Source organism: Serratia bockelmannii (assembly GCF_008011855.1).
GTDB classification, from domain to species: Bacteria; Pseudomonadota; Gammaproteobacteria; order Enterobacterales; family Enterobacteriaceae; genus Serratia; species Serratia bockelmannii.
Window position 1 is genome coordinate 1 of record NZ_VOUX01000030.1, and the last position, 25,649, is coordinate 25,649.

44 protein-coding genes are annotated in these 25,649 nt (G+C 53.1%); 38 read left to right on the forward strand and 6 right to left on the reverse strand.

The features are described 5' to 3' along the window. The first annotated feature begins 154 nt into the window (after nt 1-154). From bfd to FOT55_RS14210, 33 genes are all read left to right on the forward strand, one after another. Nucleotides 155-349, forward strand: coding sequence for a bacterioferritin-associated ferredoxin (bfd, locus tag FOT55_RS14050; RefSeq protein WP_015379266.1), 195 nt, complete (start codon nt 155-157; stop codon nt 347-349). 73 nt (nt 350-422) lie between these two features. After that, a complete protein-coding gene (gene bfr, locus FOT55_RS14055) occupies nt 423-902 on the forward strand; it encodes a bacterioferritin (protein WP_019456183.1) in 480 nt (159 codons plus the stop codon). Nucleotides 903-1,287: 385 nt separating this feature from the next. Further along, nucleotides 1,288-1,599, forward strand: a complete 312-nt coding sequence (rpsJ, locus tag FOT55_RS14060) for a 30S ribosomal protein S10 (RefSeq protein WP_001181005.1) — start codon at nt 1,288-1,290, stop codon at nt 1,597-1,599. 32 nt (nt 1,600-1,631) lie between these two features. Next, nucleotides 1,632-2,261, forward strand: coding sequence for a 50S ribosomal protein L3 (gene rplC, locus FOT55_RS14065; RefSeq protein WP_015379265.1), 630 nt, complete (start codon nt 1,632-1,634; stop codon nt 2,259-2,261). 10 nt (nt 2,262-2,271) lie between these two features. Continuing rightward, nucleotides 2,272-2,877 (forward strand): 50S ribosomal protein L4, encoded by a 606-nt coding sequence (gene rplD, locus FOT55_RS14070; protein ID WP_004929779.1) that lies wholly within the window; start codon nt 2,272-2,274, stop codon nt 2,875-2,877. After that, the gene (gene rplW / locus FOT55_RS14075; protein ID WP_004951179.1) at nt 2,874-3,176 is read left to right on the forward strand and encodes a 50S ribosomal protein L23; all 303 of its coding nucleotides are present in this window, start codon (nt 2,874-2,876) and stop codon (nt 3,174-3,176) included. Before rplD ends, rplW begins: the two co-directional genes overlap by 4 nt. A gap of 18 nt (nt 3,177-3,194) precedes the next feature. Beyond that, nucleotides 3,195-4,019 carry a 50S ribosomal protein L2 gene (gene rplB / locus FOT55_RS14080; RefSeq protein ID WP_004929775.1) on the forward strand — a complete coding sequence of 275 codons (825 nt, stop codon included), beginning with the start codon at nt 3,195-3,197 and terminating at the stop codon, nt 4,017-4,019. 14 nt (nt 4,020-4,033) lie between these two features. Next, nucleotides 4,034-4,312 carry a 30S ribosomal protein S19 gene (gene rpsS / locus FOT55_RS14085; RefSeq protein WP_004929772.1) on the forward strand — a complete coding sequence of 93 codons (279 nt, stop codon included), beginning with the start codon at nt 4,034-4,036 and terminating at the stop codon, nt 4,310-4,312. A 14-nt stretch (nt 4,313-4,326) separates the two neighbouring features. Then, a complete protein-coding gene (rplV, locus tag FOT55_RS14090; RefSeq protein WP_002223844.1) occupies nt 4,327-4,659 on the forward strand; it encodes a 50S ribosomal protein L22 in 333 nt (110 codons plus the stop codon). Between the two features lie 17 nt (nt 4,660-4,676). Continuing rightward, nucleotides 4,677-5,375, forward strand: a complete 699-nt coding sequence (gene rpsC, locus FOT55_RS14095; protein WP_004929766.1) for a 30S ribosomal protein S3 — start codon at nt 4,677-4,679, stop codon at nt 5,373-5,375. Nucleotides 5,376-5,387: 12 nt separating this feature from the next. Then, on the forward strand, nt 5,388-5,798 hold the full coding sequence (gene rplP, locus FOT55_RS14100) for a 50S ribosomal protein L16 (protein WP_004929764.1): 411 nt from the start codon (nt 5,388-5,390) through the stop codon (nt 5,796-5,798). Beyond that, entirely contained in the window at nt 5,798-5,989 is a 192-nt protein-coding gene (gene rpmC / locus FOT55_RS14105; RefSeq protein WP_004929762.1) for a 50S ribosomal protein L29, read from the forward strand. Before rplP ends, rpmC begins: the two co-directional genes overlap by 1 nt. Continuing rightward, nucleotides 5,990-6,244 (forward strand): 30S ribosomal protein S17, encoded by a 255-nt coding sequence (gene rpsQ, locus FOT55_RS14110; protein ID WP_004929760.1) that lies wholly within the window; start codon nt 5,990-5,992, stop codon nt 6,242-6,244. Nucleotides 6,245-6,416: 172 nt separating this feature from the next. After that, nucleotides 6,417-6,788: a 50S ribosomal protein L14 gene (rplN, locus tag FOT55_RS14115; RefSeq protein ID WP_000613954.1), complete on the forward strand. Its 372-nt coding sequence runs from the start codon at nt 6,417-6,419 to the stop codon at nt 6,786-6,788. Nucleotides 6,789-6,797: 9 nt separating this feature from the next. Continuing rightward, nucleotides 6,798-7,112: a 50S ribosomal protein L24 gene (gene rplX / locus FOT55_RS14120; protein ID WP_004929758.1), complete on the forward strand. Its 315-nt coding sequence runs from the start codon at nt 6,798-6,800 to the stop codon at nt 7,110-7,112. 14 nt (nt 7,113-7,126) lie between these two features. Then, the gene (rplE, locus tag FOT55_RS14125) at nt 7,127-7,666 is read left to right on the forward strand and encodes a 50S ribosomal protein L5 (protein WP_004929756.1); all 540 of its coding nucleotides are present in this window, start codon (nt 7,127-7,129) and stop codon (nt 7,664-7,666) included. A gap of 13 nt (nt 7,667-7,679) precedes the next feature. After that, nucleotides 7,680-7,985, forward strand: coding sequence for a 30S ribosomal protein S14 (gene rpsN, locus FOT55_RS14130; protein WP_004929754.1), 306 nt, complete (start codon nt 7,680-7,682; stop codon nt 7,983-7,985). Between the two features lie 30 nt (nt 7,986-8,015). Next, on the forward strand, nt 8,016-8,408 hold the full coding sequence (rpsH, locus tag FOT55_RS14135) for a 30S ribosomal protein S8 (protein WP_004929753.1): 393 nt from the start codon (nt 8,016-8,018) through the stop codon (nt 8,406-8,408). 14 nt (nt 8,409-8,422) lie between these two features. Next, complete coding sequence (rplF, locus tag FOT55_RS14140) at nt 8,423-8,956, forward strand: 50S ribosomal protein L6 (protein WP_004929751.1); 534 nt, start codon at nt 8,423-8,425, stop codon at nt 8,954-8,956. Between the two features lie 9 nt (nt 8,957-8,965). Beyond that, a complete protein-coding gene (rplR, locus tag FOT55_RS14145; RefSeq protein WP_004929748.1) occupies nt 8,966-9,319 on the forward strand; it encodes a 50S ribosomal protein L18 in 354 nt (117 codons plus the stop codon). Nucleotides 9,320-9,333: 14 nt separating this feature from the next. After that, nucleotides 9,334-9,834, forward strand: a complete 501-nt coding sequence (rpsE, locus tag FOT55_RS14150; protein WP_004929747.1) for a 30S ribosomal protein S5 — start codon at nt 9,334-9,336, stop codon at nt 9,832-9,834. A gap of 6 nt (nt 9,835-9,840) precedes the next feature. Next, complete coding sequence (gene rpmD / locus FOT55_RS14155; RefSeq protein ID WP_048232028.1) at nt 9,841-10,020, forward strand: 50S ribosomal protein L30; 180 nt, start codon at nt 9,841-9,843, stop codon at nt 10,018-10,020. A 3-nt stretch (nt 10,021-10,023) separates the two neighbouring features. Next, a complete protein-coding gene (gene rplO, locus FOT55_RS14160) occupies nt 10,024-10,458 on the forward strand; it encodes a 50S ribosomal protein L15 (protein ID WP_004929742.1) in 435 nt (144 codons plus the stop codon). 7 nt (nt 10,459-10,465) lie between these two features. Next, the gene (secY, locus tag FOT55_RS14165) at nt 10,466-11,797 is read left to right on the forward strand and encodes a preprotein translocase subunit SecY (protein WP_004929740.1); all 1,332 of its coding nucleotides are present in this window, start codon (nt 10,466-10,468) and stop codon (nt 11,795-11,797) included. A gap of 33 nt (nt 11,798-11,830) precedes the next feature. Further along, nucleotides 11,831-11,947, forward strand: a complete 117-nt coding sequence (gene rpmJ, locus FOT55_RS14170) for a 50S ribosomal protein L36 (RefSeq protein ID WP_002227352.1) — start codon at nt 11,831-11,833, stop codon at nt 11,945-11,947. A 148-nt stretch (nt 11,948-12,095) separates the two neighbouring features. After that, nucleotides 12,096-12,452: a 30S ribosomal protein S13 gene (gene rpsM, locus FOT55_RS14175; protein ID WP_004929734.1), complete on the forward strand. Its 357-nt coding sequence runs from the start codon at nt 12,096-12,098 to the stop codon at nt 12,450-12,452. Nucleotides 12,453-12,468: 16 nt separating this feature from the next. Then, the gene (gene rpsK, locus FOT55_RS14180; protein ID WP_004929731.1) at nt 12,469-12,858 is read left to right on the forward strand and encodes a 30S ribosomal protein S11; all 390 of its coding nucleotides are present in this window, start codon (nt 12,469-12,471) and stop codon (nt 12,856-12,858) included. 30 nt (nt 12,859-12,888) lie between these two features. Then, nucleotides 12,889-13,509: a 30S ribosomal protein S4 gene (rpsD, locus tag FOT55_RS14185; RefSeq protein WP_025304496.1), complete on the forward strand. Its 621-nt coding sequence runs from the start codon at nt 12,889-12,891 to the stop codon at nt 13,507-13,509. A 25-nt stretch (nt 13,510-13,534) separates the two neighbouring features. Beyond that, complete coding sequence (locus tag FOT55_RS14190) at nt 13,535-14,524, forward strand: DNA-directed RNA polymerase subunit alpha (protein ID WP_002919219.1); 990 nt, start codon at nt 13,535-13,537, stop codon at nt 14,522-14,524. A 40-nt stretch (nt 14,525-14,564) separates the two neighbouring features. Next, nucleotides 14,565-14,954, forward strand: a complete 390-nt coding sequence (gene rplQ, locus FOT55_RS14195; RefSeq protein WP_004929726.1) for a 50S ribosomal protein L17 — start codon at nt 14,565-14,567, stop codon at nt 14,952-14,954. A gap of 148 nt (nt 14,955-15,102) precedes the next feature. Beyond that, nucleotides 15,103-15,477, forward strand: coding sequence for a DnaJ family domain-containing protein (locus tag FOT55_RS14200; protein WP_147823594.1), 375 nt, complete (start codon nt 15,103-15,105; stop codon nt 15,475-15,477). Further along, nucleotides 15,477-15,908, forward strand: coding sequence for a Zn(2+)-responsive transcriptional regulator (gene zntR / locus FOT55_RS14205; RefSeq protein ID WP_016930321.1), 432 nt, complete (start codon nt 15,477-15,479; stop codon nt 15,906-15,908). Before FOT55_RS14200 ends, zntR begins: the two co-directional genes overlap by 1 nt. A gap of 74 nt (nt 15,909-15,982) precedes the next feature. Then, nucleotides 15,983-16,189, forward strand: a complete 207-nt coding sequence (locus FOT55_RS14210; protein ID WP_025304494.1) for an alternative ribosome-rescue factor A — start codon at nt 15,983-15,985, stop codon at nt 16,187-16,189. 57 nt (nt 16,190-16,246) lie between these two features. Here the strand turns inward: FOT55_RS14210 and mscL are convergent, their stop codons facing one another. The 5 genes from mscL to def form a co-directional block, all read right to left on the reverse strand. Then, nucleotides 16,247-16,663 carry a large-conductance mechanosensitive channel protein MscL gene (gene mscL, locus FOT55_RS14215; RefSeq protein ID WP_049208534.1) on the reverse strand — a complete coding sequence of 139 codons (417 nt, stop codon included), beginning with the start codon at nt 16,661-16,663 and terminating at the stop codon, nt 16,247-16,249. Between the two features lie 137 nt (nt 16,664-16,800). Then, nucleotides 16,801-18,177 (reverse strand): Trk system potassium transporter TrkA, encoded by a 1,377-nt coding sequence (trkA, locus tag FOT55_RS14220; protein ID WP_004929716.1) that lies wholly within the window; start codon nt 18,175-18,177, stop codon nt 16,801-16,803. Nucleotides 18,178-18,232: 55 nt separating this feature from the next. Continuing rightward, nucleotides 18,233-19,522, reverse strand: coding sequence for a 16S rRNA (cytosine(967)-C(5))-methyltransferase RsmB (rsmB, locus tag FOT55_RS14225; protein ID WP_089181397.1), 1,290 nt, complete (start codon nt 19,520-19,522; stop codon nt 18,233-18,235). Nucleotides 19,523-19,594: 72 nt separating this feature from the next. Further along, nucleotides 19,595-20,539, reverse strand: a complete 945-nt coding sequence (gene fmt / locus FOT55_RS14230) for a methionyl-tRNA formyltransferase (RefSeq protein ID WP_025304491.1) — start codon at nt 20,537-20,539, stop codon at nt 19,595-19,597. A 17-nt stretch (nt 20,540-20,556) separates the two neighbouring features. Beyond that, the gene (gene def / locus FOT55_RS14235; RefSeq protein ID WP_015379260.1) at nt 20,557-21,066 is read right to left on the reverse strand and encodes a peptide deformylase; all 510 of its coding nucleotides are present in this window, start codon (nt 21,064-21,066) and stop codon (nt 20,557-20,559) included. Nucleotides 21,067-21,199: 133 nt separating this feature from the next. Between def and dprA the strand changes: the two genes are divergently transcribed. Genes dprA through aroE form a run of 5 tightly spaced genes read left to right on the forward strand, consistent with a single transcriptional unit; the run spans nt 21,200 to nt 24,744 of the window. After that, on the forward strand, nt 21,200-22,321 hold the full coding sequence (gene dprA / locus FOT55_RS14240; protein WP_043138824.1) for a DNA-protecting protein DprA: 1,122 nt from the start codon (nt 21,200-21,202) through the stop codon (nt 22,319-22,321). Further along, complete coding sequence (gene smg, locus FOT55_RS14245) at nt 22,293-22,766, forward strand: DUF494 family protein Smg (protein ID WP_025160381.1); 474 nt, start codon at nt 22,293-22,295, stop codon at nt 22,764-22,766. Before dprA ends, smg begins: the two co-directional genes overlap by 29 nt. 25 nt (nt 22,767-22,791) lie before the next feature. After that, nucleotides 22,792-23,337, forward strand: coding sequence for a DNA topoisomerase family protein (locus tag FOT55_RS14250; RefSeq protein ID WP_025304489.1), 546 nt, complete (start codon nt 22,792-22,794; stop codon nt 23,335-23,337). A 7-nt stretch (nt 23,338-23,344) separates the two neighbouring features. Then, entirely contained in the window at nt 23,345-23,914 is a 570-nt protein-coding gene (tsaC, locus tag FOT55_RS14255; RefSeq protein WP_049203938.1) for an L-threonylcarbamoyladenylate synthase type 1 TsaC, read from the forward strand. A gap of 11 nt (nt 23,915-23,925) precedes the next feature. Continuing rightward, nucleotides 23,926-24,744, forward strand: a complete 819-nt coding sequence (aroE, locus tag FOT55_RS14260) for a shikimate dehydrogenase (RefSeq protein ID WP_147823595.1) — start codon at nt 23,926-23,928, stop codon at nt 24,742-24,744. Between the two features lie 37 nt (nt 24,745-24,781). Here the strand turns inward: aroE and FOT55_RS14265 are convergent, their stop codons facing one another. After that, on the reverse strand, nt 24,782-25,324 hold the full coding sequence (locus FOT55_RS14265; RefSeq protein ID WP_025304486.1) for a gamma carbonic anhydrase family protein: 543 nt from the start codon (nt 25,322-25,324) through the stop codon (nt 24,782-24,784). Nucleotides 25,325-25,649 lie beyond the last annotated feature (325 nt).

Below are 25,649 nucleotides of genomic sequence, written 5' to 3' on the forward strand. Positions count from 1 at the left end.
CTGAAATACAAAACGCCCGATGAGGTTCATCGGGCGTTATCCGGTTGAAAAGTGTCAACCTATATCAGGACTAGTCAAATTTGCTCAAATCTTAATTGAAATAAAAACCATTCCTATTTAGACTCAATGCATTGGTTAAGAAGTGAGTCTCTCTATGTATGTATGTCTGTGTAATGCGGTGACTGACAAAGCGATCCGTAATGCGGTGCGTCAGCACAATCCCCATACCATGAAGCAGCTGCGTGAACTTGTGCCGATTGGTACCGATTGTGGAAAGTGCATTCGTCAGGCAAGACAGATTATGGTGGAGGAACGCGGAACTATCATCCCAATGCATGAAGTTGCCTAACAAAGGGTGAGGTTATTTTTGACTCTTGGCTTACAGGTTCTACACTTTTAGAACTGGCCAGGAGGAGTTATCTATGAAAGGCGATAAAAAGATCATTGCTCACCTCAACAAGCTGCTCGGCAACGAGCTGGTTGCCATCAATCAATATTTCCTGCACGCCCGCATGTTCAAGAATTGGGGCTTAATGCGCCTCAACGACAAGGAATACCACGAGTCGATCGACGAAATGAAACATGCCGATCGCTACATCGAGCGTATCCTGTTCCTGGAAGGGCTTCCTAACCTGCAAGATCTCGGCAAGCTGAACATCGGCGAAGATATTGAAGAGATGCTGCGTTCCGATCTGGCTCTGGAGCTGGCTGGTGCCAAGAACCTGCGTGAAGGTATCGCCTATGCCGATTCTATTCACGATTATGTCAGCCGCGATTTGATGATCGATATCCTGGCCGATGAAGAAGAGCATATCGACTGGCTGGAAACCGAGCTGGACCTCATCGCTCGCCTCGGTATTCAAAACTATGCCCAGGCCCAGATTTTGGAGCGCAAAGAGTAAAGCCTTCAGCCTATTCGCCATTGCCTCTCCTGCCGGCGGCCGTTTTCACGGCGGGGCAGGGGAGAGCTCAACCCACCCTAAGCATAATTCATTCCCTGCTCACCGTGCTAACCCGCAAACTGACACTGAACGCGCAAAAATGACGATTTCCTGAGCATATTTCCAACTGCGGCTTGCTTCCTGGGCCATTTTGCGTATAATGCGCGGGCTTACCTAATCTTGGTAAGCCTGATTTTAGCGAATCAGTCGATTGGCAGGCCTTTTTTGCCTTTCGAACAATACTCCCGATATGGGGGTTATATGTTGACGATTACACTCCCCCATCAATCGAAATGGGTGTGAGGAGTAATTATTTACGTTTATAAATAATTGGAGCTCTGGTCTCATGCAGAACCAAAGAATCCGTATCCGCCTGAAAGCGTTTGATCATCGTCTGATCGATCAATCAACCGCGGAAATCGTCGAGACTGCAAAGCGCACTGGTGCGCAAGTCCGTGGTCCGATCCCGCTGCCAACTCGCAAAGAGCGCTTTACCGTTCTGATCTCTCCGCACGTCAACAAAGACGCGCGCGATCAGTACGAGATTCGCACTCACAAGCGTCTGGTTGACATCGTTGAGCCAACCGAGAAAACCGTTGATGCTCTGATGCGTCTGGATCTGGCTGCCGGTGTAGACGTGCAGATCAGCCTGGGTTAATCAGGTCATTGAGCGATTGAGAGGTTGAAACAATGATTGGTTTAGTCGGTAAAAAAGTGGGTATGACCCGTATCTTCACTGAAGATGGCGTTTCTATCCCAGTAACCGTAATTGAAATTGAAGCGAACCGCGTGACTCAGGTTAAAAGCCTGGACACCGACGGTTACCGTGCCGTTCAGGTTACCACTGGTAGCAAAAAAGCTAACCGTGTAACCAAGCCGGAAGCGGGCCATTTCGCTAAAGCTGGCGTTGAAGCTGGCCGTGGTCTGTGGGAATTCCGCCTTGAAGAAGGTCAAGAGTTCGCTGCAGGTCAGGAAATTAGCGTAGAAATCTTCGCTGACGTTAAAAAAGTCGATGTTACCGGTACTTCTAAAGGTAAAGGTTTTGCTGGCACTGTTAAGCGCTGGAACTTCCGTACCCAAGACGCTACCCACGGTAACTCCTTGTCTCACCGCGTTCCGGGTTCTATCGGTCAGAACCAGACTCCGGGCAAAGTGTTCAAAGGCAAGAAAATGGCTGGCCACCTGGGTGATGAGCGCGTAACCGTTCAGAGCCTGGACGTAGTACGTGTTGACGCTGAGCGCAACCTGCTGCTGGTTAAGGGTGCTGTACCGGGCGCAACCGGTGGCAACCTGATCGTTAAACCAGCTGTGAAGGCGTAAGGGGATAGCAATGGAATTAGTATTGAAAGACGCGCAAAGCGCGCTGACTGTTTCCGAAACTACCTTCGGTCGTGATTTCAACGAAGCGCTGGTACACCAGGTTGTTGTTGCTTATGCAGCAGGTGCCCGTCAAGGTACCCGTGCTCAGAAGACCCGTGCTGAAGTAACTGGTTCCGGCAAAAAGCCATGGCGTCAGAAAGGCACCGGCCGTGCGCGTTCAGGTTCTGTAAAGAGCCCGATCTGGCGTTCAGGCGGCGTGACCTTTGCTGCTAAGCCACAGGACCACAGTCAGAAAGTAAACAAAAAGATGTACCGCGGCGCGCTGAAAAGCATCCTGTCCGAGCTGGTACGTCAAGATCGTCTGATCGTTGTCGAGAAGTTCTCTGTAGAAGCGCCTAAAACTAAGCTGCTGGCACAGAAACTGAAAGATATGGCTCTGGAAGACGTGCTGATCGTGACCGGTGAACTGGATGAGAATCTGTTCCTGGCAGCTCGCAACCTGTACAAGGTTGACGTGCGCGATGTAGCAGGTATCGATCCGGTTAGCCTGATCGCCTTCGACAAAGTGGTTATGACTGCTGATGCTGTGAAGCAAGTTGAGGAGATGCTGGCATGATCCGTGAAGAACGTTTGCTGAAAGTGCTGCGTGCACCGCACGTATCTGAAAAAGCATCCGCTGCGATGGAAAAAAGCAACACCATCGTTCTCAAAGTTGCCAAAGACGCGACCAAAGCAGAAATCAAAGCTGCAGTGCAGAAACTGTTTGAAGTCGAAGTCGAAGACGTGAACACCCTGGTAGTTAAAGGGAAAGTGAAGCGTCACGGTCAGCGTGTTGGTCGTCGTAGCGACTGGAAAAAAGCTTACGTCACCCTGAAAGAAGGCCAGAATCTGGACTTCATCGGCGGCGCAGAGTAAGTCGGAGGAGTAAGAACAATGGCAATTGTTAAATGTAAACCTACATCTCCGGGTCGTCGCCACGTTGTTAAAGTGGTTAACCCTGAGCTGCACAAGGGTAAACCTTATGCCCCGCTGCTGGAAAAACTGAGCAAAAGCGGTGGTCGTAACAACAATGGCCGTATCACCACCCGTCATATCGGTGGTGGCCACAAGCAACATTATCGTCTGGTTGACTTCAAGCGCAACAAAGACGGTATCCCTGCTGTGGTTGAGCGTCTGGAGTACGATCCGAACCGTTCCGCGAACATCGCGCTGGTTCTGTACAAAGACGGCGAACGCCGTTACATCCTGGCGCCGAAAGGCCTGAAAGCTGGTGACCAGATTCAATCTGGCGTTGATGCTGCAATCAAAGCGGGCAACACCCTGCCGATGCGCAACATTCCAGTTGGTTCAACGGTTCACAACGTAGAAATGAAACCAGGTAAAGGCGGCCAGATGGCTCGCTCCGCTGGTGCCTACGTTCAGATCGTTGCTCGTGATGGTTCCTACGTAACTCTGCGTCTGCGCTCTGGCGAAATGCGTAAAGTTCCAGCTGATTGCCGCGCCACCCTGGGTGAAGTCGGTAACGCTGAACACATGCTTCGCGTTCTGGGTAAAGCAGGTGCTGCACGTTGGCGTGGTGTTCGTCCTACCGTTCGCGGTACGGCGATGAACCCGGTAGATCACCCGCACGGTGGTGGTGAAGGTCGTAACTTTGGTAAGCACCCGGTAACTCCGTGGGGCGTTCAGACCAAAGGTAAGAAGACCCGTAGCAACAAGCGTACTGATAAGTTCATCGTACGTCGCCGTAGCAAAAAATAATTAGAGGATAAGCCATGCCACGTTCTCTCAAGAAAGGTCCTTTTATTGACCTGCACTTGCTGAAGAAGGTAGAGAAAGCGGTGGAAAGCGGTGACAAGAAGCCTTTGCGCACTTGGTCCCGTCGTTCAACGATCTTTCCTAACATGATCGGTTTGACCATCGCTGTCCATAATGGTCGTCAGCACGTACCAGTGTTCGTTTCCGATGAAATGGTCGGTCACAAACTGGGTGAATTCGCGCCGACTCGTACTTATCGCGGCCATGCGGCTGATAAAAAAGCTAAAAAGCGCTAAGGTAGGAGGAAGAGATGGAAACTATCGCTAAACATCGCCACGCTCGTTCTTCTGCTCAGAAGGTTCGCCTTGTTGCTGACCTGATTCGCGGTAAGAAAGTGTCGCAAGCTCTGGAAACTCTGACCTACACCAACAAGAAAGCTGCTGGTCTGGTTAAGAAAGTGCTGGAGTCTGCCATTGCTAACGCAGAACACAACGATGGCGCTGACATCGATGATCTGAAAGTTACGAAAATCTTCGTAGACGAAGGCCCAAGCATGAAGCGCATTATGCCGCGTGCGAAAGGTCGTGCAGATCGCATCCTGAAGCGCACCAGCCACATTACTGTGGTTGTGTCCGATCGCTGAGACTCTGGAGACTAGCAATGGGTCAGAAAGTACATCCTAATGGTATTCGCCTGGGTATTGTCAAACCTTGGAACTCTACTTGGTATGCGAATACCAAAGAATTCGCTGACAACCTGGACAGCGACTTTAAAGTTCGTCAATTCCTGACTAAGGAACTGTCGAAAGCTTCCGTTTCTCGCATCGTTATCGAGCGTCCTGCGAAGAGCATCCGTGTGACCATTCACACTGCTCGCCCAGGCATCGTTATCGGCAAGAAAGGTGAAGACGTCGAAAAACTGCGCAAGGTCGTAGCGGACATCGCTGGCGTTCCTGCACAGATCAACATCGCCGAAGTCCGTAAACCGGAACTCGACGCTAAATTGGTTGCTGACAGCATCACTTCTCAGCTGGAACGTCGCGTTATGTTCCGTCGTGCTATGAAGCGTGCAGTACAGAACGCAATGCGTCTTGGCGCTAAAGGTATCAAAGTTGAAGTAAGCGGCCGTCTTGGCGGCGCTGAAATCGCACGTACCGAATGGTACCGCGAAGGTCGTGTTCCATTGCACACTCTGCGTGCGGACATCGACTACAACACATCTGAAGCGCACACCACTTATGGTGTAATCGGCGTTAAGGTATGGATCTTCAAAGGTGAGATCCTGGGTGGTATGGCTGCAGTTGAACAACCGGAACCGGCTGCTCAACCTAAAAAGCAGCAGCGTAAAGGCCGCAAGTAAGGAGAGTCGCTGATGTTACAACCAAAGCGTACAAAATTCCGTAAGGTGCACAAGGGCCGCAACCGTGGTCTGGCGCAAGGTACGGATGTTAGCTTCGGCACTTTCGGTCTGAAAGCTGTTGGCCGTGGCCGTCTGACTGCTCGTCAAATCGAAGCAGCTCGTCGTGCAATGACTCGTGCAGTTAAGCGTCAAGGCAAGATCTGGATCCGTGTATTCCCGGACAAACCGATCACCGAGAAGCCGCTGGAAGTGCGTATGGGTAAAGGTAAGGGTAACGTGGAGTATTGGGTTGCCCTGATCCAGCCTGGTAAGGTCCTGTACGAAATGGACGGCGTGCCAGAAGAGGTTGCCCGCGAGGCATTCAAACTGGCAGCAGCGAAACTGCCGATCAAAACCACCTTTGTAACTAAGACGGTGATGTAATGAAAGCACAAGAGCTGCGTGAAAAAAGCGTTGAAGAGCTGAATGCCGAGCTGCTCAACCTGCTGCGTGAGCAATTCAACTTGCGCATGCAGGCGGCCAGTGGCCAGCTGCAACAAACTCACCTGTTGAAACAAGTGCGTCGTGACGTCGCACGCGTTAAGACTTTACTGACTCAAAAGGCGGGTGTGTAAATGACTGAAGTTATCCGTACCCTGCAGGGTCGTGTTGTTAGCGATAAAATGGAGAAATCCATCGTTGTTGCTATCGAACGTACTGTGAAGCACCCGATCTACGGGAAATTCATCAAACGTACGACCAAGCTGCACGTACATGACGAGAACAACGAATGTGGTACCGGCGACGTGGTGGAAATCCGCGAATGCCGCCCACTGTCCAAGACTAAGTCCTGGACGTTGGTTCGCGTTGTAGAGAAAGCGATTCTGTAATAGAGTAGCTGGCTCTCACTTAATAAACGGCTCAGAAAATGAGCCGTTTATTTTTTCTACCCATACCAAGTAAGCGGTGTTATAATGCTGCGCCCTCGGTTATGGGGCTTTTCAACGGCCTAATTTTTACTTGGGTCTTTAAAGTAGTAGTTGACATTAGCGGAGCACTAAAATGATCCAAGAACAGACTATGCTGAACGTCGCCGACAACTCCGGTGCACGTCGCGTAATGTGTATCAAGGTTCTAGGTGGCTCGCACCGTCGCTACGCAGGCGTCGGCGACATCATCAAAATTACCATCAAGGAAGCAATTCCTCGCGGTAAGGTGAAGAAAGGCGATGTTCTGAAGGCGGTAGTGGTGCGCACCAAGAAGGGTGTACGTCGCCCGGACGGTTCTGTCATTCGCTTCGATGGCAATGCATGCGTTATTTTGAACAATAACAGCGAGCAGCCTATCGGTACGCGTATTTTTGGGCCGGTAACTCGTGAACTGCGTAATGAGAAGTTCATGAAAATTATCTCTCTGGCACCAGAAGTACTCTAAGGAGCGAACATGGCAGCGAAGATCCGTCGTGATGACGAAGTTATCGTGATTACCGGGAAAGACAAAGGTAAGCGCGGTAAAGTAAAAAATGTCCTGTCTGCTGGCAAGGTCATTGTTGAAGGCATCAACCTGGTTAAGAAACACCAGAAGCCGGTTCCGGCTCTGAACCAACCAGGCGGCATTGTTGAAAAAGAAGCTGCAATTCAGGTTTCTAACATTGCTATCTTCAACGCGGCTACCGGCAAGGCTGACCGTGTAGGCTTTAGATTCGAAGACGGCAAAAAAGTCCGTTTCTTCAAGTCTAACAGCGAAACTATCAAGTAATTTGGAGTAATACGATGGCGAAACTGCATGATTACTACAAAGACGAGGTAGTCAAACAACTGATGTCTCAGTTTGATTACAACTCTGTCATGCAAGTCCCTCGGGTCGAGAAGATCACCCTGAACATGGGTGTTGGTGAAGCGATTGCTGACAAGAAACTGCTGGATAACGCCGCAGCGGACCTGGCAGCTATCTCCGGTCAAAAACCGTTGATCACCAAAGCCCGCAAATCTGTTGCAGGCTTCAAAATCCGTCAGGGCTATCCGATCGGCTGTAAAGTAACTCTGCGTGGCGAACGCATGTGGGAGTTCTTTGAGCGTCTGATCTCCATTGCTGTTCCACGTATCCGTGACTTCCGTGGCCTGTCCGCCAAGTCATTCGATGGCCGTGGCAACTACAGCATGGGCGTGCGTGAGCAAATCATCTTCCCAGAAATCGACTACGACAAAGTCGATCGCGTTCGTGGTTTGGATATTACCATTACCACTACTGCGAAATCTGATGATGAAGGCCGCGCGCTGCTGGCTGCTTTTAACTTCCCGTTCCGCAAGTAAGGCAGGGTTACTGATGGCTAAGCAATCAATGAAAGCACGCGAAGTCAAGCGCGTGAAATTAGCTGACAAGTTCTTTGCAAAACGCGCTGAACTGAAAGCTATTATCTCTGATGTGAACGCATCCGATGAAGATCGTTGGAATGCCGTTCTCAAGCTGCAAACTCTGCCGCGTGATTCCAGCCCGTCTCGTCAGCGTAAACGCTGCCGCCAAACTGGCCGTCCACATGGTTATGTGGGCAAATTCGGGTTGAGCCGTATTAAGCTTCGTGAAGCCGCTATGCGCGGTGAAGTACCAGGCTTGAAAAAGGCTAGCTGGTAATTACCAATTGAATCACGGGAGTAAAGACAGATGAGCATGCAAGATCCGATCGCGGATATGCTGACCCGTATCCGTAACGGTCAAGCCGCGAACAAAGTTGCGGTCACCATGCCTTCCTCCAAGCTGAAAGTGGCAATTGCCAACGTGCTGAAGGAAGAAGGTTTTATTGAAGATTTCAAAATCGAAGGCGACGCCAAGCCTGTTCTGGAACTGGTACTGAAGTACTTCCAGGGCAAAGCTGTGGTAGAAAGCATTCAACGTATCAGCCGTCCAGGTCTGCGCATCTACAAGAAAAAAGATGAGCTGCCAAAAGTTATGGCCGGTTTGGGTATCGCTGTTGTTTCTACCTCTAAAGGTGTTATGACCGATCGTGCAGCTCGCCAGGCTGGTCTTGGTGGCGAGATTATCTGCTACGTAGCTTAATTCGGGAGGAAAGAATGTCTCGTGTTGCAAAAGCACCCGTCGTCATTCCTGCCGGCGTAGAGGTAAAACTCAACGGTCAGGTTATTTCGATTAAGGGTAAAAACGGCGAGTTGACTCGTACTATCCACGACGCCGTTGAAGTGAAGCAAGAAGCTAACGCACTGACTTTCGCTCCGCGCGAAGGTTTTGCTAACGCATGGGCTCAAGCGGGTACCACGCGCGCTCTGCTGAACGCAATGGTTGTTGGTGTTACCGAAGGCTTCACCAAAAAGCTTCAACTGGTAGGTGTTGGTTATCGTGCTGCCGTTAAAGGCAACGTGGTGAATTTGGCCCTGGGCTTCTCTCACCCTATCGATCACCAGCTGCCGGCAGGTATCACTGCTGAATGCCCAAGCCAAACTGAAATCGTGCTGAAAGGCGCTGATAAGCAGGTTATTGGCCAGGTAGCAGCAGATCTGCGCGCTTACCGTCGTCCTGAGCCTTACAAAGGCAAAGGTGTTCGTTACGCCGACGAAGTCGTGCGTACCAAAGAGGCTAAGAAGAAGTAAGGTAACACTATGGATAAGAAATCTGCTCGTATCCGTCGTGCGACCCGCGCACGCCGCAAGCTCCAAGAGCTGGGTGCAACCCGCCTGGTGGTACATCGTACCCCGCGTCATATTTACGCACAGGTGATTGCTCCAAACGGTTCTGAAGTACTGGTAGCCGCTTCTACTTTAGAAAAAGCTATCGCGGAGCAACTGAAGTATTCCGGTAACAAAGACGCAGCAGCAGCCGTAGGTAAAGCTCTGGCTGAGCGCGCGTTGGAAAAAGGGATTGCGAAAGTATCCTTTGACCGTTCCGGTTTCCAATATCATGGTCGAGTCCAGGCACTGGCAGATGCTGCCCGTGAAGCTGGCCTTCAGTTCTAAGGAAGAGGTTTAAGATGGCTCACATCGAAAAACAAGCTGGCGAACTGCAGGAAAAGCTGATCGCGGTAAACCGCGTATCTAAAACCGTAAAAGGTGGCCGTATTTTCAGCTTTACCGCACTGACTGTAGTTGGTGATGGTAACGGTCGCGTTGGTTTTGGCTACGGCAAAGCACGCGAAGTTCCAGCAGCGATCCAGAAAGCGATGGAAAAAGCCCGTCGCAACATGATGAACGTCGCGCTGAACAGCGGCACCCTGCAGCACCCTGTTAAGGGCGCTCACACGGGTTCTCGCGTGTTCATGCAGCCTGCTCATGAAGGTACCGGTATCATCGCGGGTGGTGCAATGCGCGCCGTTCTCGAAGTTGCTGGGGTGCACAACGTATTGGCTAAAGCTTATGGTTCCACCAACCCGATCAACGTGGTTCGTGCAACTATCGACGCTCTGGCGAATATGAAGTCTCCTGAAATGGTCGCTGCTAAGCGTGGTAAATCCGTTGCCGACATTCTGGGGTAATTGACCATGGCTAAGACTATTAAAGTTACACAAACTCGCAGCTCAATTGGCCGTCTGCCGAAGCATAAAGCTACTCTGCTCGGTCTGGGTCTGCGTCGTATTGGTCACACCGTAGAGCGCGAGGATACTCCTGCTGTTCGCGGTATGGTCAACCTGGTTTCCTACATGGTTAAAGTTGAGGAGTAACAGATGCGTTTAAATACTCTGTCTCCGGCTGAAGGTGCCAAGCATGCGCCTAAGCGTGTAGGTCGTGGTATTGGTTCTGGCCTGGGTAAAACCGGCGGCCGTGGTCACAAAGGTCAGAAGTCTCGTTCTGGCGGTGGCGTACGTCGTGGTTTTGAAGGTGGTCAGATGCCTCTGTACCGTCGTCTGCCGAAATTCGGCTTCACTTCACGCAAAGCGATGATCACGGCAGAAGTTCGTCTGTCTGAACTGGCTCTGGTTGAAGGCGATGTTATCGACCTGAACGCGCTGAAAGCCGCTAACGTAGTTGGTGTCCAGATCGAATTCGCGAAAGTTGTACTTTCTGGCGAAGTCGCTCGTCCGGTAACCCTGCGTGGTCTGCGTGTCACCAAAGGCGCTCGTGCTGCTATCGAGGCTGCTGGCGGTAAAATTGAGGAATAAGTAGCAGATGGCTAAGCAACCAGGATTAGATTTTCAAAGTGCTAAAGGCGGGCTCGGCGAGCTGAAGCGCAGACTTTTGTTTGTCATCGGCGCGCTGATTGTCTTCCGCATCGGCTCTTTCATTCCGATTCCTGGTATCGATGCCACTGTGCTTGCCAAATTGCTTGAGCAGCAGAGAGGCACTATCATTGAAATGTTTAACATGTTCTCTGGTGGTGCCCTCAGCCGTGCTTCTATCTTTGCTCTGGGGATCATGCCGTATATCTCGGCATCGATCATTATCCAGCTGCTGACGGTGGTTCATCCAGCGTTGGCGGAAATCAAGAAAGAAGGGGAGGCTGGTCGTCGTAAGATTAGCCAGTACACCCGTTACGGTACGCTGGTATTGGCCATATTCCAGTCGATTGGTATTGCTACCGGTCTGCCGAATATGCCTGGTATGCAGGGCCTGGTGTTAAATCCAGGCTTTGCATTCTACTTTACTGCGGTTGTGAGCCTGGTAACCGGGACAATGTTCCTGATGTGGCTGGGTGAGCAGATTACTGAGCGCGGTATCGGCAACGGTATCTCGATCATTATCTTCGCGGGTATTGTAGCGGGGCTCCCGCCGGCAGTGGCCCATACTATCGAGCAAGCGCGGCAAGGCGACCTGCACTTCCTCCTGCTGCTGTTGGTTGCAGTATTGGTGTTTGCAGTAACCTTCTTCGTTGTTTTCATCGAGCGTGGTCAACGTCGTATCGTCGTTAACTATGCGAAGCGTCAACAAGGTCGTCGTGTTTATGCAGCACAGAGTACACATTTACCGTTGAAAGTGAACATGGCGGGTGTTATCCCGGCGATTTTCGCTTCCAGCATTATTCTGTTCCCGGCCACGATTGCATCATGGTTTGGGGGCGGTACCGGTTGGAACTGGCTGACTACGATTTCGCTGTATTTGCAGCCAGGGCAACCGCTTTATGTGTTACTCTATGCGTCTGCAATCATCTTCTTCTGTTTCTTCTACACGGCGTTGGTTTTCAACCCGCGTGAGACAGCAGATAACCTGAAGAAGTCCGGTGCCTTCGTACCAGGAATTCGTCCGGGAGAGCAAACGGCGAAGTATATCGATAAAGTAATGACGCGTTTAACCCTGGTGGGCGCGATGTACATTACTTTCATCTGCCTGATCCCGGAGTTCATGCGTGATGCAATGAAAGTACCATTCTACTTTGGTGGTACCTCGCTACTGATCGTGGTTGTCGTCATCATGGACTTTATGGCTCAAGTGCAAACTCTGATGATGTCAAGTCAGTACGAGTCTGCATTGAAGAAAGCAAATCTGAAAGGCTATAACCGCTAGTCAGATTCGTTTGAGAAGTTACGGAGAGTAAAAATGAAAGTTCGTGCTTCCGTCAAGAAATTATGTCGTAACTGCAAAATCGTTAAGCGTAACGGTGTCGTTCGTGTGATTTGCAGCGCCGAGCCGAAGCATAAACAGCGTCAAGGCTGATTATCTCGCATATTTTTCTTGCAAAGTTGGGTTGAGCTGGCTAGATTAGCCAGCCAATCTTTTGTATGTCGCACTGCAACATTATTTGAGTATCCTGAAAACGGGCTTTTCAGAATGGTGTTGCTGTATAAAATAGTAGGAGTGCATAGTGGCCCGTATAGCAGGCATTAACATTCCTGATCATAAACATACCGTTATCGCCTTAACGTCGATCTTCGGTATCGGTAAAACCCGTTCACAGGCTATCTGTGCATCCACGGGTATTGCTGAAAATGTTAAGATCAGTGAGCTGTCTGAAGAGCAAATCGAAAAGCTTCGTGATGCAGTTGCCAAATACACCGTTGAGGGTGATTTGCGTCGTGAAATTACCCTGAGCATCAAGCGTCTTATGGACCTTGGTTGCTATCGTGGTTTGCGTCATCGTCGTGGTCTGCCGGTACGCGGTCAGCGCACCAAGACCAACGCTCGTACCCGTAAGGGTCCGCGCAAGCCGATCAAGAAATAATCGGGGTTATTGAATAATGGCAAAGGCACCTGTTCGTACACGTAAGCGTGTAAGAAAGCAAGTCTCTGACGGCGTGGCTCATATCCATGCTTCTTTCAACAACACCATCGTTACCATCACTGATCGTCAGGGTAATGCTTTGGGTTGGGCAACAGCCGGTGGTTCCGGTTTCCGTGGTTCTCGTAAGTCCACTCCGTTCGCAGCACAGGTTGCAGCAGAACGTTGTGCCGACGCAGTAAAAGAATACGGTATCAAGAACCTGGAAGTTATGGTTAAAGGACCTGGTCCTGGTCGTGAGTCTACTATCCGCGCTCTGAACGCGGCTGGTTTCCGCATCACTAATATTACTGATGTGACTCCGATCCCTCATAACGGTTGTCGTCCGCCGAAAAAGCGCCGCGTGTAACGCAGCTTTTAGGATTGTTGGAGAAAGAAAATGGCAAGATATTTGGGTCCTAAGCTCAAGCTGAGCCGTCGTGAGGGCACAGACCTGTTCCTTAAGTCTGGCGTTCGCGCGATCGATTCCAAGTGTAAAATTGAACAAGCACCTGGTCAGCACGGTGCGCGTAAACCGCGTCTGTCTGATTACGGTGTTCAGTTGCGTGAGAAGCAGAAAGTTCGCCGTATGTACGGCATTCTGGAGCGTCAATTCCGTAACTATTACAAAGAAGCAACCCGCCTGAAGGGCAACACCGGTGAAAACCTGTTGCAGCTGCTGGAAGGTCGTCTGGACAACGTTGTTTACCGTATGGGCTTCGGCGCTACTCGTGCAGAGTCACGTCAGCTGGTTAGCCACAAAGCAGTTATGGTAAACGGTCACGTTGTTAACATCGCTTCTTATCAGGTATCTCCGAATGACGTAGTCAGCATCCGCGAGAAAGCTAAAAAGCAGTCTCGTGTTAAAGCTTCTCTGGAGCTGGCTGAGCAGCGTGAAAAGCCGACTTGGCTGGAAGTTGATGCTGCTAAGATGGAAGGCGTGTTCAAGCGTATGCCTGAACGTACCGATCTGTCTGCGGACATTAACGAACACCTGATCGTCGAGCTTTACTCCAAGTAAAGCTTAGTACCAAAGAGAGGACACAATGCAGGGTTCTGTGACAGAGTTTCTAAAACCGCGCCTGGTAGATATCGAGCAAGTCAGTTCGACGCACGCCAAGGTGACCCTTGAGCCTTTAGAGCGTGGCTTTGGCCATACTCTTGGCAACGCACTGCGCCGTATTCTGCTTTCATCTATGCCGGGTTGCGCGGTGACCGAGGTTGAGATTGATGGTGTACTGCATGAGTACAGCACCAAAGAAGGCGTACAGGAAGATATCCTGGAGATCCTGCTCAACCTGAAAGGGCTGGCGGTGAGAGTTCAAGGCAAAGACGAAGTTATTCTTACCCTGAATAAATCTGGCATTGGCCCTGTGACCGCTGCCGACATCACCCATGATGGTGATGTCGAAATCGTCAAGCCTCAGCACGTGATTTGCCACCTGACTGATGAGAACGCGGCTATCAGCATGCGTATCAAAGTTCAGCGCGGTCGCGGTTATGTGCCGGCTTCTGCCCGAATTCATTCGGAAGAAGATGAGCGCCCAATCGGTCGTCTGTTGGTTGACGCCTGCTACAGCCCTGTAGAGCGTATCGCCTACAATGTTGAAGCTGCGCGTGTAGAACAGCGTACTGACTTGGATAAGCTGGTCATCGAGATGGAGACCAATGGCACGATCGATCCTGAAGAGGCGATCCGCCGTGCGGCCACCATTCTGGCTGAACAACTTGAAGCTTTCGTTGACCTGCGTGATGTACGTCAGCCGGAAGTTAAAGAAGAGAAACCAGAGTTCGATCCGATCTTGCTGCGCCCTGTTGACGATCTGGAATTGACTGTCCGCTCTGCTAACTGCCTCAAGGCAGAAGCTATCCACTACATCGGTGATCTGGTACAGCGTACCGAGGTTGAGTTGCTGAAAACGCCAAACCTGGGTAAAAAATCTCTTACCGAGATTAAAGACGTGCTGGCCTCACGTGGTCTGTCTCTGGGCATGCGCCTGGAAAACTGGCCGCCGGCAAGCATTGCTGACGAGTAACCGGATCACAGGTTAAGGTTTTACTGAGAAGGATAAGGTCATGCGCCATCGTAAGAGTGGTCGTCAACTGAACCGTAACAGCAGCCATCGCCAGGCTATGTTCCGTAACATGGCCGGCTCTTTGGTTCGTCATGAGATCATCAAGACGACCCTGCCAAAAGCAAAAGAGCTGCGTCGCGTTGTTGAGCCGCTGATTACTCTTGCCAAGACCGACAGCGTAGCTAATCGTCGTCTGGCATTCGCCCGTACTCGTGATAACGAGATCGTGGCAAAACTGTTTAACGAGCTGGGCCCGCGTTTCGCGAGCCGTGCCGGTGGTTACACTCGCATTCTGAAGTGTGGCTTCCGCGCAGGCGACAACGCGCCGATGGCATACATCGAGCTGGTTGATCGTGCTGAGTCTCAAGCAGAAGTGGCAACTGCAGAGTAATCTGTAGACGCGTAAAAAAACCGGGCTTGCCCGGTTTTTTTACGTCCAAATCCAGCCAAATGTGCGCAATTCCCCCGCTGTGCTTAAGATCCTCGCCCCTATCCGCTATGCTAAGGCTTAATCATTAGGCTAACCGAGGCTGTTTGCCATGGGGTTGCTCGATCAATGGGCGGAACGTCATATCCTTGATGCCCAAGATAAAGGCGAGTTCGACAATTTGCCCGGCCAGGGACAACCATTAGCGCTGGAAGACGATAGCGCGGTGCCGGCTGAACTGCGCGCCGGTTACCGTCTGCTGAAAAATGCCGGTTACTTGCCACCGGAACTGGAAGATCGCAAAGAGGCGCTAACTGTTGCTCGCTTACTGCAAGGGATCAACAGTGAGCATCCAGACTATGTCGATCTCAGCAAGCGCATGTTGCTGTTGGAACATCGATTGCGTCAGGCTGGGATAAGCACGGATTTCTTGCATGGTGAATATCAATGCGCACTGGATGGCAAGTTCACCCGAGAGGAGCAGTAATGTTCAAGATAGGTCAGTTGGCCAAGCTTGCCGAAGTAACGCCTGATACCGTGCGTTACTATGAAAAGCAGGGCATGATGGATCACAATGTCCGCACCGAGGGCGGTTATCGACTCTACACCGAGCAGGATCTTCAACGGCTGCGCTTTATTCGCTATGCTAAGCAGTTGGGATTTACTCTGGAAACGATCGCTGAGCTGCTGTCGATCCGCGTCGATCCTGAGCATCATACCTGCCAGGAGTCAAAGTCGATCGTTGATGCGCGCCTGAGCGAAGTGGAAAGTAAGTTGGCTGAGCTGACGCGTATGCGTGAATCGTTGAAGCGGCTGAGCGACGCCTGCTGTGGCACTGCCCATACCAGCAATTATTGTTCGATCCTGGAAGCTTTGGAACAGGGCGCCAGCGATGACAAAGGCAAAAAAGGTTGCTGACGGCACTTTAATTTTTATATCGCCGGCAGTATTATCGCCCCGTTTTATCCCTCATATTTTACAGGAGCATTATCATGACGAAATATCGTCACACCAAAGGCCAGATTCAAGATAACGCCATTGAGGCGCTGCTGCATGATCCTCTATTCCGTCAGCGGGTAGAAAAGAATGTGAAAGGTAAAGGCAGCTATCGGCGTAAAGAAAAACACAACAAAGGCGGTAACTGGGAGGCCAGTGGTAAAGTATCAAGCGATAATTTACCACTGGCCTTCTGGTTTTAAGTATTAAAAAAGCCACCTTCATCAGGTGGCTTTTTATTGGCATAACCAAACGCTGTCTTACAGTTTTGGCTGCTGTTGCTGGCTCAGCAAATCACGGATTTCCGTCAGCAGTTTCTCTTCTGCGGTAGGTGCCGGCGGCGCTGCGGGCACTTCTTCTTGTTTGCGGCGCATTTTGTTCATCAATTTAATCGCCAGGAAGATGGCGAAGGCGACAATCACGAAGTCGAATACGGTTTGGATGAATGAACCGTAGTTCATTACCACCGCCGGTACGGCGCCCTGAGCTTCACGTAATACCAGATGGAACTGTTTAAAGTCGACGCCGCCGATCAGTAAGCCCAGCGGTGGCATGATGATATCAGCCACGAAGGACGAAACGATCTTGCCGAATGCGGCACCGATAATCACACCGACGGCCAGATCGACCACGTTGCCACGCATGGCAAATTCGCGAAACTCTTTCAACATACTCATAGAACGCACCCCTTGCAGAATTAATAACTCAAGTTTAACAAAGCAATTTCCCTTTGCCACAAAAGGAGAGAAGTTTTATCTCCTCCCAAGGCAGAGAACAACCACGCGATTATAGACCATAGCCAAATAAATTCGTTCTACAAGAAGAACGGGCTCGGTTGGAACAAGCGTTCAACGTCAGGCACGAATTTCTTGTCGGTAATAAACATGATGACGTGATCGCCCTGTTCGATTTTGCTGTTGCCGTTGGCAATGATCACGTCGTCGCCACGCACGATCGCACCGATGGTCGTCCCCGGTGGCAACTTGATATCTTCGACGATGCGGCCGACCACTTTGGACGTGCTTTCATCGCCGTGGGCAATCGCCTCGATCGCTTCCGCCACGCCGCGGCGCAGCGACGAAACGCTGACGATATCCGCTTTGCGCACGTGCCCCAACAGGGCGGAGATGGTCGCCTGCTGCGGCGAAATGGCGATATCAATCACGCTGCCCTGCACCAGATCGACATAGGCGCGGCGCTGGATCAATACCATTACCTTCTTGGCGCCCATGCGCTTAGCCAGCATGGCGGACATGATGTTGGCCTCATCGTCGTTGGTGATGGCGATGAAAACATCCACCTGCTCGACGTGCTCTTCGGCCAGCAGTTCCTGATCGGAGGCATCGCCGTAGAACACGATGGTATCGTGCAGCTGTTCGGCGAGTTCGGCGGCGCGTTGCTGATTCCGCTCGATCAGTTTGACGTTGTAGTCTTTTTCTAGTTTGGCGGCCAGGCCGGCGCCGACGTTGCCGCCGCCGACGATCATGATGCGCTTATACGGTTTTTCCAGCCGCTGCAGTTCGCTCATCACCGCGCGGATGTGCTGTGAGGCGGCGACGAAGAACACTTCATCACCGGCTTCGATAATGGTCGAGCCTTGCGGACGGATCGGCCGATCCTGGCGGAAAATAGCGGCGACGCGGGTGTCAATATGCGGCATGTGTTCGCGCATTGAAGAGAGCGCATTGCCGACCAGCGGGCCGCCGTAATAGGCTTTAACCGCGGCGATGCTGACCTTGCCTTCTGCGAAGTTGACCACCTGCAGGGCCCCGGGGTACTCAATCAGCTTGTAGATATAGTCAATGACCAGCTGCTCCGGCGAAATCAGATGGTCGATTGGCACCGCTTCCGGCAGGAACAGTTTCTCCGACTCGCGGATGTATTCCGGCGCGCGGATGCGGGCGATACGGTTGGGAGTATTAAACAGAGAATAGGCGATCTGGCAGGCGATCATGTTGGTTTCGTCAGAGTTGGTGACGGCAACCAGCATGTCGGCGTCTTCTGCGCCGGCTTCGCGCAGCACTCGAGGGTGGGAACCATGCCCCTGAACCACCCGAAGATCGAATTTATCCTGCAGCTGACGTAACCGGCCGGAATCGGTATCGACGACGGTGATGTCGTTGTTTTCACCCACCAGGTTTTCCGCCAGCGTCCCGCCAACCTGACCGGCACCAAGAATAATTATTTTCATCGTGTTCTCTGCTTCACACTGAAAGACTCAGGGCGCGCGAGCACGCCCTGAAGAATTACATTTTAATCAGCTTAGCGTAAAAGAAGCCATCGCCGTCCTCGGGATGCGGAATATTCTGCCGTCCTGGCCGCTGCGCATCGCCGGTTTCAACCAGCTTGGCATCGGCGTGGCGCTGCAAGAACGCGGCGATCTGGCTGCTGTTTTCATCCGGCAGGATAGAGCAGGTGGCGTAAACCATCACGCCGCCCGATTTCAGATGCGGCCAGACGGCTTCCAGGATCTCGGCCTGAAGCGCGGCGAGTTCGGCGATGTCGCGATCGCGGCGCAGCCATTTGATGTCGGGGTGACGGCGGATCACGCCGGTAGCGGAACAAGGCGCGTCCAACAGGATACGGTCGAACTGTTTGTCACCGCACCATTGTTGCGGAGTGCGGCCATCGCCCAGCTTAACTTCTGCGTGCAAACGCAGGCGCTGCAGGTTTTCCTTCACCCGTGCCAGACGCTGTTCGTCGATATCGACGGCCATGACGTGCGCTTTCGGCGCCGCTTCCAGAATATGCGTGGTTTTGCCGCCAGGAGCGGCGCACAAATCGAGGATCTGTTCGCCGTCTTGCGGATCCAACAGATCGACACAGCCCTGGGCTGAGGCATCTTGCACGGTGACCCAGCCGTCGGCGAACCCAGGCAGATCGGCCACGGCGCAAGGCGCCAGCAACCGCACTGCGTCGGCATAGTCTGCATGAGGCTCCGCGGCGATGCCGGTGTCGGTCAACAGCTGCAGGTAAGCTTCGCGGCTGTGATGCAGGCGGTTGACGCGCAGCCACATTGGTGGCTTCTGGTTATTGGCGTCGACGATCTGTTCCCAGTTGGCGGGATAAGCTTGTTGAATGCGTTTCAGCAACCAGCTCGGGTGCAGATAGCGGCTGTCGTTGTTGACAGCGCGCTGTAGCAGCTCTTCCTGCTGGCGCTGGAACTGCCGCAAGACACCGTTAATCAGGCCTTTCAACTGCGGGCGTTTCAGCGCTACCGCGCCTTCCACGGTTTCTGCCAGCACGGCGTGCGCCGGGATACGGGTATACAACAGCTGATACAAGCCGACCATCAGCAAATAGTGCAGCGTACGCTGCTTGCCGGTCAGCGGCTTGGCCATCAATTGTTGAATACACCATTCAAGCTGCGGCAGTACACGTAACGTGCCGAAGCACAGTTCCTGCAGCAACCCGCGGTCTTTATCGCTGATGGAGGTTTGCAGTGCCGGCAGGACAGTGCTTAGCGACTGCCCTTGATCCAGTACCTGGCCGATGGCTTTGGCAGCGATGCTGCGGAGATTGTAATTATTTTTCATAGGCTGAAGCTGATAACGATCGGCATTAAGAAAATAACGGCCCGACGATGAACGGCCGGGCTGTGGGGTGACTTACAGCCGGTTACCCGGGGTAAACCATTCACGACGTGAATTTAATAGGTCTTGCGCCAACATCGGTTTCTTGCCGGCGGGCTGCAGTTGGATCAGGTTGAGGATACCGTCGGCAGTCGCCACCTGAATACCGTGCTTGTCGGCATGGACAACGGTGCCTGGCTCCGCGTTGGCGCTTTGCGCCAGTACGCTGGCCTGCCACACTTTCACCGGTTGATCGTCGATGGTGAAATAGCTGACCGGCCAAGGGTTGAAGGCGCGGATGCAGCGCTCCAGCTGTGCGGCGGACAGTGTCCAGTCCAGACGAGCTTCTTCTTTGCTCAGTTTCTCGGCGTAGGTGACCAGCGCTTCATCCTGAACTTCGCGGGTGGCGCTGCCGTCTGCCATTTGGTGCAGCGTAGTCAACATGCCCTGCGGGCCGAGCTGTGCCAGCTTGTCGTAGAGACTGGCGCTGGTATCGCTGCTCTCAATCGGGCAAGCAATCTTGTGCATCATGTCACCGGTATCGAGACCGACGTCCATCTGCATGATGGTCACGCCGGTTTCGCTGTCACCGGCCCAGAGCGAACGCTGGATCGGCGCCGCGCCGCGCCAGCGAGGCAGCAGCGAGCCATGTACGTTGATGCAACCGAGACGCGGCATATCCAGCACCGCCTGCGGCAGGATCAGCCCGTAGGCCACTACCACCATCACGTCGGCGTTGAGATCGGCCACCAGGCGCTGGTTCTCTTCGGGACGCAGCGATTTGGGCTGAAATACCGGCAGTTGGTGCTGCTCGGCCAGCACTTTGACCGGGCTGGGCGTCAGCTTGTTGCCGCGGCCTGCCGGGCGGTCGGGCTGGGTAAAAACGCCGACAATCTGGTGCTCAGATGACAACAGCGCGTCAAGATGACGCGCTGCGAAGTCTGGTGTTCCGGCGAAAATAATCCGTAAAGAGTCAGACACGTTGATTTCCTGATCGGTTAGGCGCGGGCTTGAAGCTTGGCCATTTTTTCCAGTTTCTGACGAATGCGCTGACGCTTGAGCGGCGACAGGTAATCGACGAACAGTTTGCCCATCAGGTGATCCATCTCGTGCTGGATGCAGATCGCCAACAGGTCGTCCGCTTCCAGTTCGAAAGGTTTGCCTTCACGATCCAGTGCGCGGATCTTCACCTGCGCGGCGCGCGGCACTAACGCACGCTGCTCGGGAATGGAAAGACAGCCTTCCTCGATGCCGGTTTCGCCGCTTTTTTCCAGCAGCTCCGGGTTGATCAGCACCAGGCGCTGATCGCGATTCTCGGAGACGTCGATCACGATAATGCGCTGATGGATATCCACCTGAGTCGCAGCCAAGCCAATGCCTTCCTCTGCGTACATGGTTTCAAACATATCATCCACGATGCGCTGGATATCTGCATTGACTTCTTTTACCGGCGCTGCGACTTTGCGCAGACGCTCGTCTGGGAAATGTAATACCTGCAAGACTGACATATATCTTTAGATCTGTATCCGAGTAATGAACGAGGTTTAACCTCTATTCTAGACATTTCCCGACCTGATTGACAGCATTGTGCACCAATTGCTCAGATTGGTAATACCACCGTTTTTGCTGAGGGAACAGACGATGCGGCCGGAAGAGATCGCTTTACGGATGCGAGGGGTAACGGGGCTACAGACCGTCGTGGCCAGCCGGATCGTGCAGCAGCTATCGCAAATGGGTTGCGAGCCTCGCCGCGTGCTGCATGAGCTGGGATTGAACGAACGGCAGCAGACGCAGTTCAACCAGTTGGATCCCGGTTATCTGTCGGCCAGCCTGCGTTGGTTGGAGCTGCCGGCGCACCGTATGCTGAACTATGGGGCGGCCGGCTATCCCGAACGCCTGGCCCAGATCGACGATGCGCCGCTATTTTTGCTGATCGAGGGCGATCCTCAGGCGTTGTTGCACCCGCAGCTCGCCATGGTTGGCAGCCGGCAGTTCAGCCACTACGGCGAACGTTGGGCTAACCATTTTGCCGAGGAATTGGCGCGTTGCGGCTTCACCATCACCAGCGGTCTGGCTATCGGCATCGACGGTATTTGCCATCGTGCGGCGCTGGCGGCCGGTGGCTGCACGATTGCGGTGTTGGGTAGCGGGCTGGGCAATATCTATCCGCGCCGGCACCGCCGGCTCGCGGAGCAGATAGTCGAGCAGGGCGGCGCTGTGATTTCAGATCATTTAGTCACCGACTTGCCTCTGGCCGACCATTTTCCTCGCCGTAACCGTATTATCAGCGGGCTCAGCCTGGGCGTTCTGGTCATAGAGGCTTCGCTGCGCAGCGGTACCTTGGTGACGGCTCGCTATGCGTTGGAGCAGGGGCGTGAGGTGTTCGCCTTGCCTGGGCCATTGGGAAACCCGATGAGTGAGGGGACGCATTGGTTAATCCAGCAGGGTGCGCATCTGGTCACCGGGCCGAAAGATATCGCCGAATTGCTGGGAAGCGGCCTTCAATGGCTGTCACTGAACGAAAATACAACTATTTGTGCGTCGCAGGCTGAAGTTGAATTGCCATTTGCCGATGTGTTGGCTAACGTAGGAGATGAGGTGACACCTGTTGACGTCGTCGCTGAACGTGCCGGCCAACCTGTGCCAGTGGTGGTAATCAAGTTACTCGAACTGGAGTTAGCAGGGTGGATCGCAGCTGTACCCGGCGGCTATGTCCGAATAAGGAGGGCAAGCCATGTTCGACGTACTCATGTACTTGTTTGAAACTTATATCCACAATGAACCAGAGATGCGCGTCGATCAGGATCAACTGACCGATGATCTCGCTCAGGCGGGGTTTCATCGGGATGATATCTATAACGCGTTGAATTGGCTTGAGAAGTTGGCTGACCTGCAAGAAGGTCAAAATGCCCCTTACTTTATGGATGCCGATCCGCTGGCAATGCGGATCTATACCGAAGAGGAAGGTGCGCGTTTGGACGCCGGCTGCCGTGGTTTTCTCCTGTTCCTGGAACAGATTCAGGTATTGAACCTCGAAACCCGTGAAATGGTTATCGATCGCGTTATGGCTTTGGATAATGCGGAATTCGATCTCGAAGATCTGAAATGGGTCGTGTTGATGGTGCTGTTTAATATCCCCGGATATGAAAGCGCCTATCAGCAAATGGAAGAACTGTTGTTTGAAGTGAACGAAGGTTATCTGCATTGAGCCGATAACGCGCATAGAAGACGTTATGACAAAAAACGCGATTTTTGCCGCCAGGCAAAATGAACCCTGCCCGGAATGCGGGGCCGAGCTGGTGATCCGTAGCGGTCGCCACGGCCCCTTCCTCGGCTGTTCCCAGTATCCTGAATGCCAATATATTCGCCCGCTGAAAGCGCAGGCCGATGGGCATATCGTCAAAGTGTTGGATGGGCAACCGTGCCCGAAGTGTCAGGCGACGTTGGTGCTGCGCCAGGGGCGCTATGGCATGTTTATCGGATGCAGCGATTATCCGCAATGCGATCACACTGAAGTGATCGATAAGCCTGATGAAACCGCCATTACCTGTCCGCAGTGCGGCCAAGGCAAACTGCTGCAGCGCAAGTCGCGTTACGGCAAGGTTTTTCATTCCTGCGATCGTTACCCGGAATGCCAGTTCGCCCTCAATGTTAAACCTGTCGCCGGTGAATGCGCCTATTGCCATTATCCGCTGCTGATGGAAAAGCGCACGGCAAAAGGGCCCGTCCTGTGCTGCGCCAGCAAGCTGTGCGGAAAACCCGTCGCGACTACAGAATAATCACATCATGAACTCAGAATTAAGCCCGAACCTTTTATCTATCATCGATGCTTTGCATCAACAGCAGGTGATTGCCTATCCTACCGAAGCCGTATTCGGCCTGGGTTGCGATCCCGACAGCGAACAGGCGGTCAATGCATTGCTGGCGCTGAAACAGCGGCCGTGGGAAAAGGGGCTGATTCTGATCGCCGCCGACTATGCGCAGCTTAAACCTTATATCGACGACAGTGCGCTCAGCGAACAGCAGCGCACGACGATGTTTGCCAGCTGGCCTGGGCCGGTAACCTGGGTGTTGCCTGCTCGCCCGGAGACGCCGCGTTTGTTGACCGGGCGCTTCAGCTCGCTGGCGGTGCGCGTCAGCGATCATCCGTTGGTGCAGCTGCTGTGCCGGCAGTACGGCAAGCCGCTGGTGTCGACCAGCGCCAATCTCAGCGGGCTGGAGCCGTGCCGCAGTGCCGATGAGGTTACACGGCAATTCGGCGAAGCTTTCCCGGTATTGGCCGGCGAGGTGGGCGGCCGTCTTAATCCTTCCGAAATCAGAGATGTTCTGACCGGCGAACAGATCCGTCAGGGCTAGAGGTAATAGGCATGGAGAAGTTTGCGGTATTTGGCAACCCTATCGGCCACAGCAAGTCGCCGCGAATTCATGCGCTGTTTGCTGCCCAGACCGGCATTGAGCATCCTTATGGAACAGTGCTGGCGCCGCTGGACGGTTTTGAAACCAGCCTGCAGGCGTTTATCCATGCCGGAGGGCTGGGGGCGAACGTCACGGTGCCTTTCAAGGAGCGAGCTTATTCGGCCGCTTCTGAGCTGAGCGAGCGCGCAGCGATGGCTGGTGCGGTCAATACTCTGAAGGTGTTGCCGAATGGCGATCTATTGGGGGATAACACCGACGGCATCGGTTTGCTGACCGATCTGCAGCGTCAGCAATTGATCCGGCCGCAGGATCGCATTCTGCTGGTGGGCGCCGGCGGTGCGGCGCGCGGTGTGATCCTGCCGCTGCTGTCTTTCGGCTGCCGGTTAACAATCACCAACCGTACCTTCAGCCGAGCTCGGGAGCTGGCCGACGTTTTCCGGCATCTGGGTGAGATCTCGGCGGCGCCGATGGATCAATGTGATCAGCAAGCGTTCGATCTGGTGATCAATGCGACGGCGTCCGGCATCAGCGGGGAGATCCCGGCGTTGCCTGCGGGCGTAGTTAACGCGCAAACCCGTTGCTATGACATGTTTTATCAGCAGGGCGTCACGCCGTTTCTAGCCTGGGCGCAGAAGCAGGGGGCAACGGAATATGCCGATGGGCTGGGTATGCTGGTGGGGCAGGCGGCGCATGCCTTCCTGCTTTGGCACGGCGTAATGCCAGAGATCGAGCCGGTATTGCGCCAGCTGCGCAGCGAACTGGCGGCATAAATCCCGCCCCGTTCTCTTTATAGGGAACGGGGGGCTGTCAGATGTCTTCCGACAGGTATTCATCTTTCCAGCGTACATAGTTGTTCGAAGAATAAAGCAACCCTTCCAACTCGGCGGCGGTTAACGGCCGAATCTGGCGTGCCGGGCTACCCATATAGAGATAGCCGCTGGCCAGACGTTTGCCTGGCGCCACTAAACTGCCGGCGCCAATCATCACGTCGTCTTCTATTACTGCACCGTCCAACAGGATCGATCCCATACCGACCAGCACTCGGTTGCCGATGGCGCAGCCGTGCAGCATCGCTTTATGGCCCACGGTCACGTCTTCTCCAATCAGCAGGGGATAACCGTCAGGGTTATGTTCGGAGCGATGAGTCACGTGCAGTACGCTGCCGTCCTGAATATTGCTGCGTGCGCCGATCTTTACCGCATTGACGTCGCCGCGGATGGCGACCAGCGGCCAGATACTGACGTCATCCGCCAGATCGACGTCGCCGATGACGACGCTGGAAGGATCGATCAGGACGCGCTGACCGAGTTTAGGGGTGTATTGAAGATAAGAACGTACTGCATCGGACATAGTGCTGCCTCACCTCGGGATCATATTTACCGGCAATACTAGACTCTGACGATGGAATTACAACCAATCTCAGCGCCGGATCCTGCGGAAAATGGCCCTGATCGCACAAGATCCACCCGGAAGGGCTGAAAAGTGTGCAAACAGAAAGAAAAGATCAAAAAAGGGGTTGTGCAAAAAACTCGGATCCCTATAATGCGCCTCCATCGACACGGCGCAAGTGATTCACTTCACACAGCGGCCGGGAAGAAAGAGAAAAAATCCTGAAAATTAGGGTTGACTCTGAAAGAGGAAAGCGTAATATACGCCACCTCGAGTTAGCAAGCGA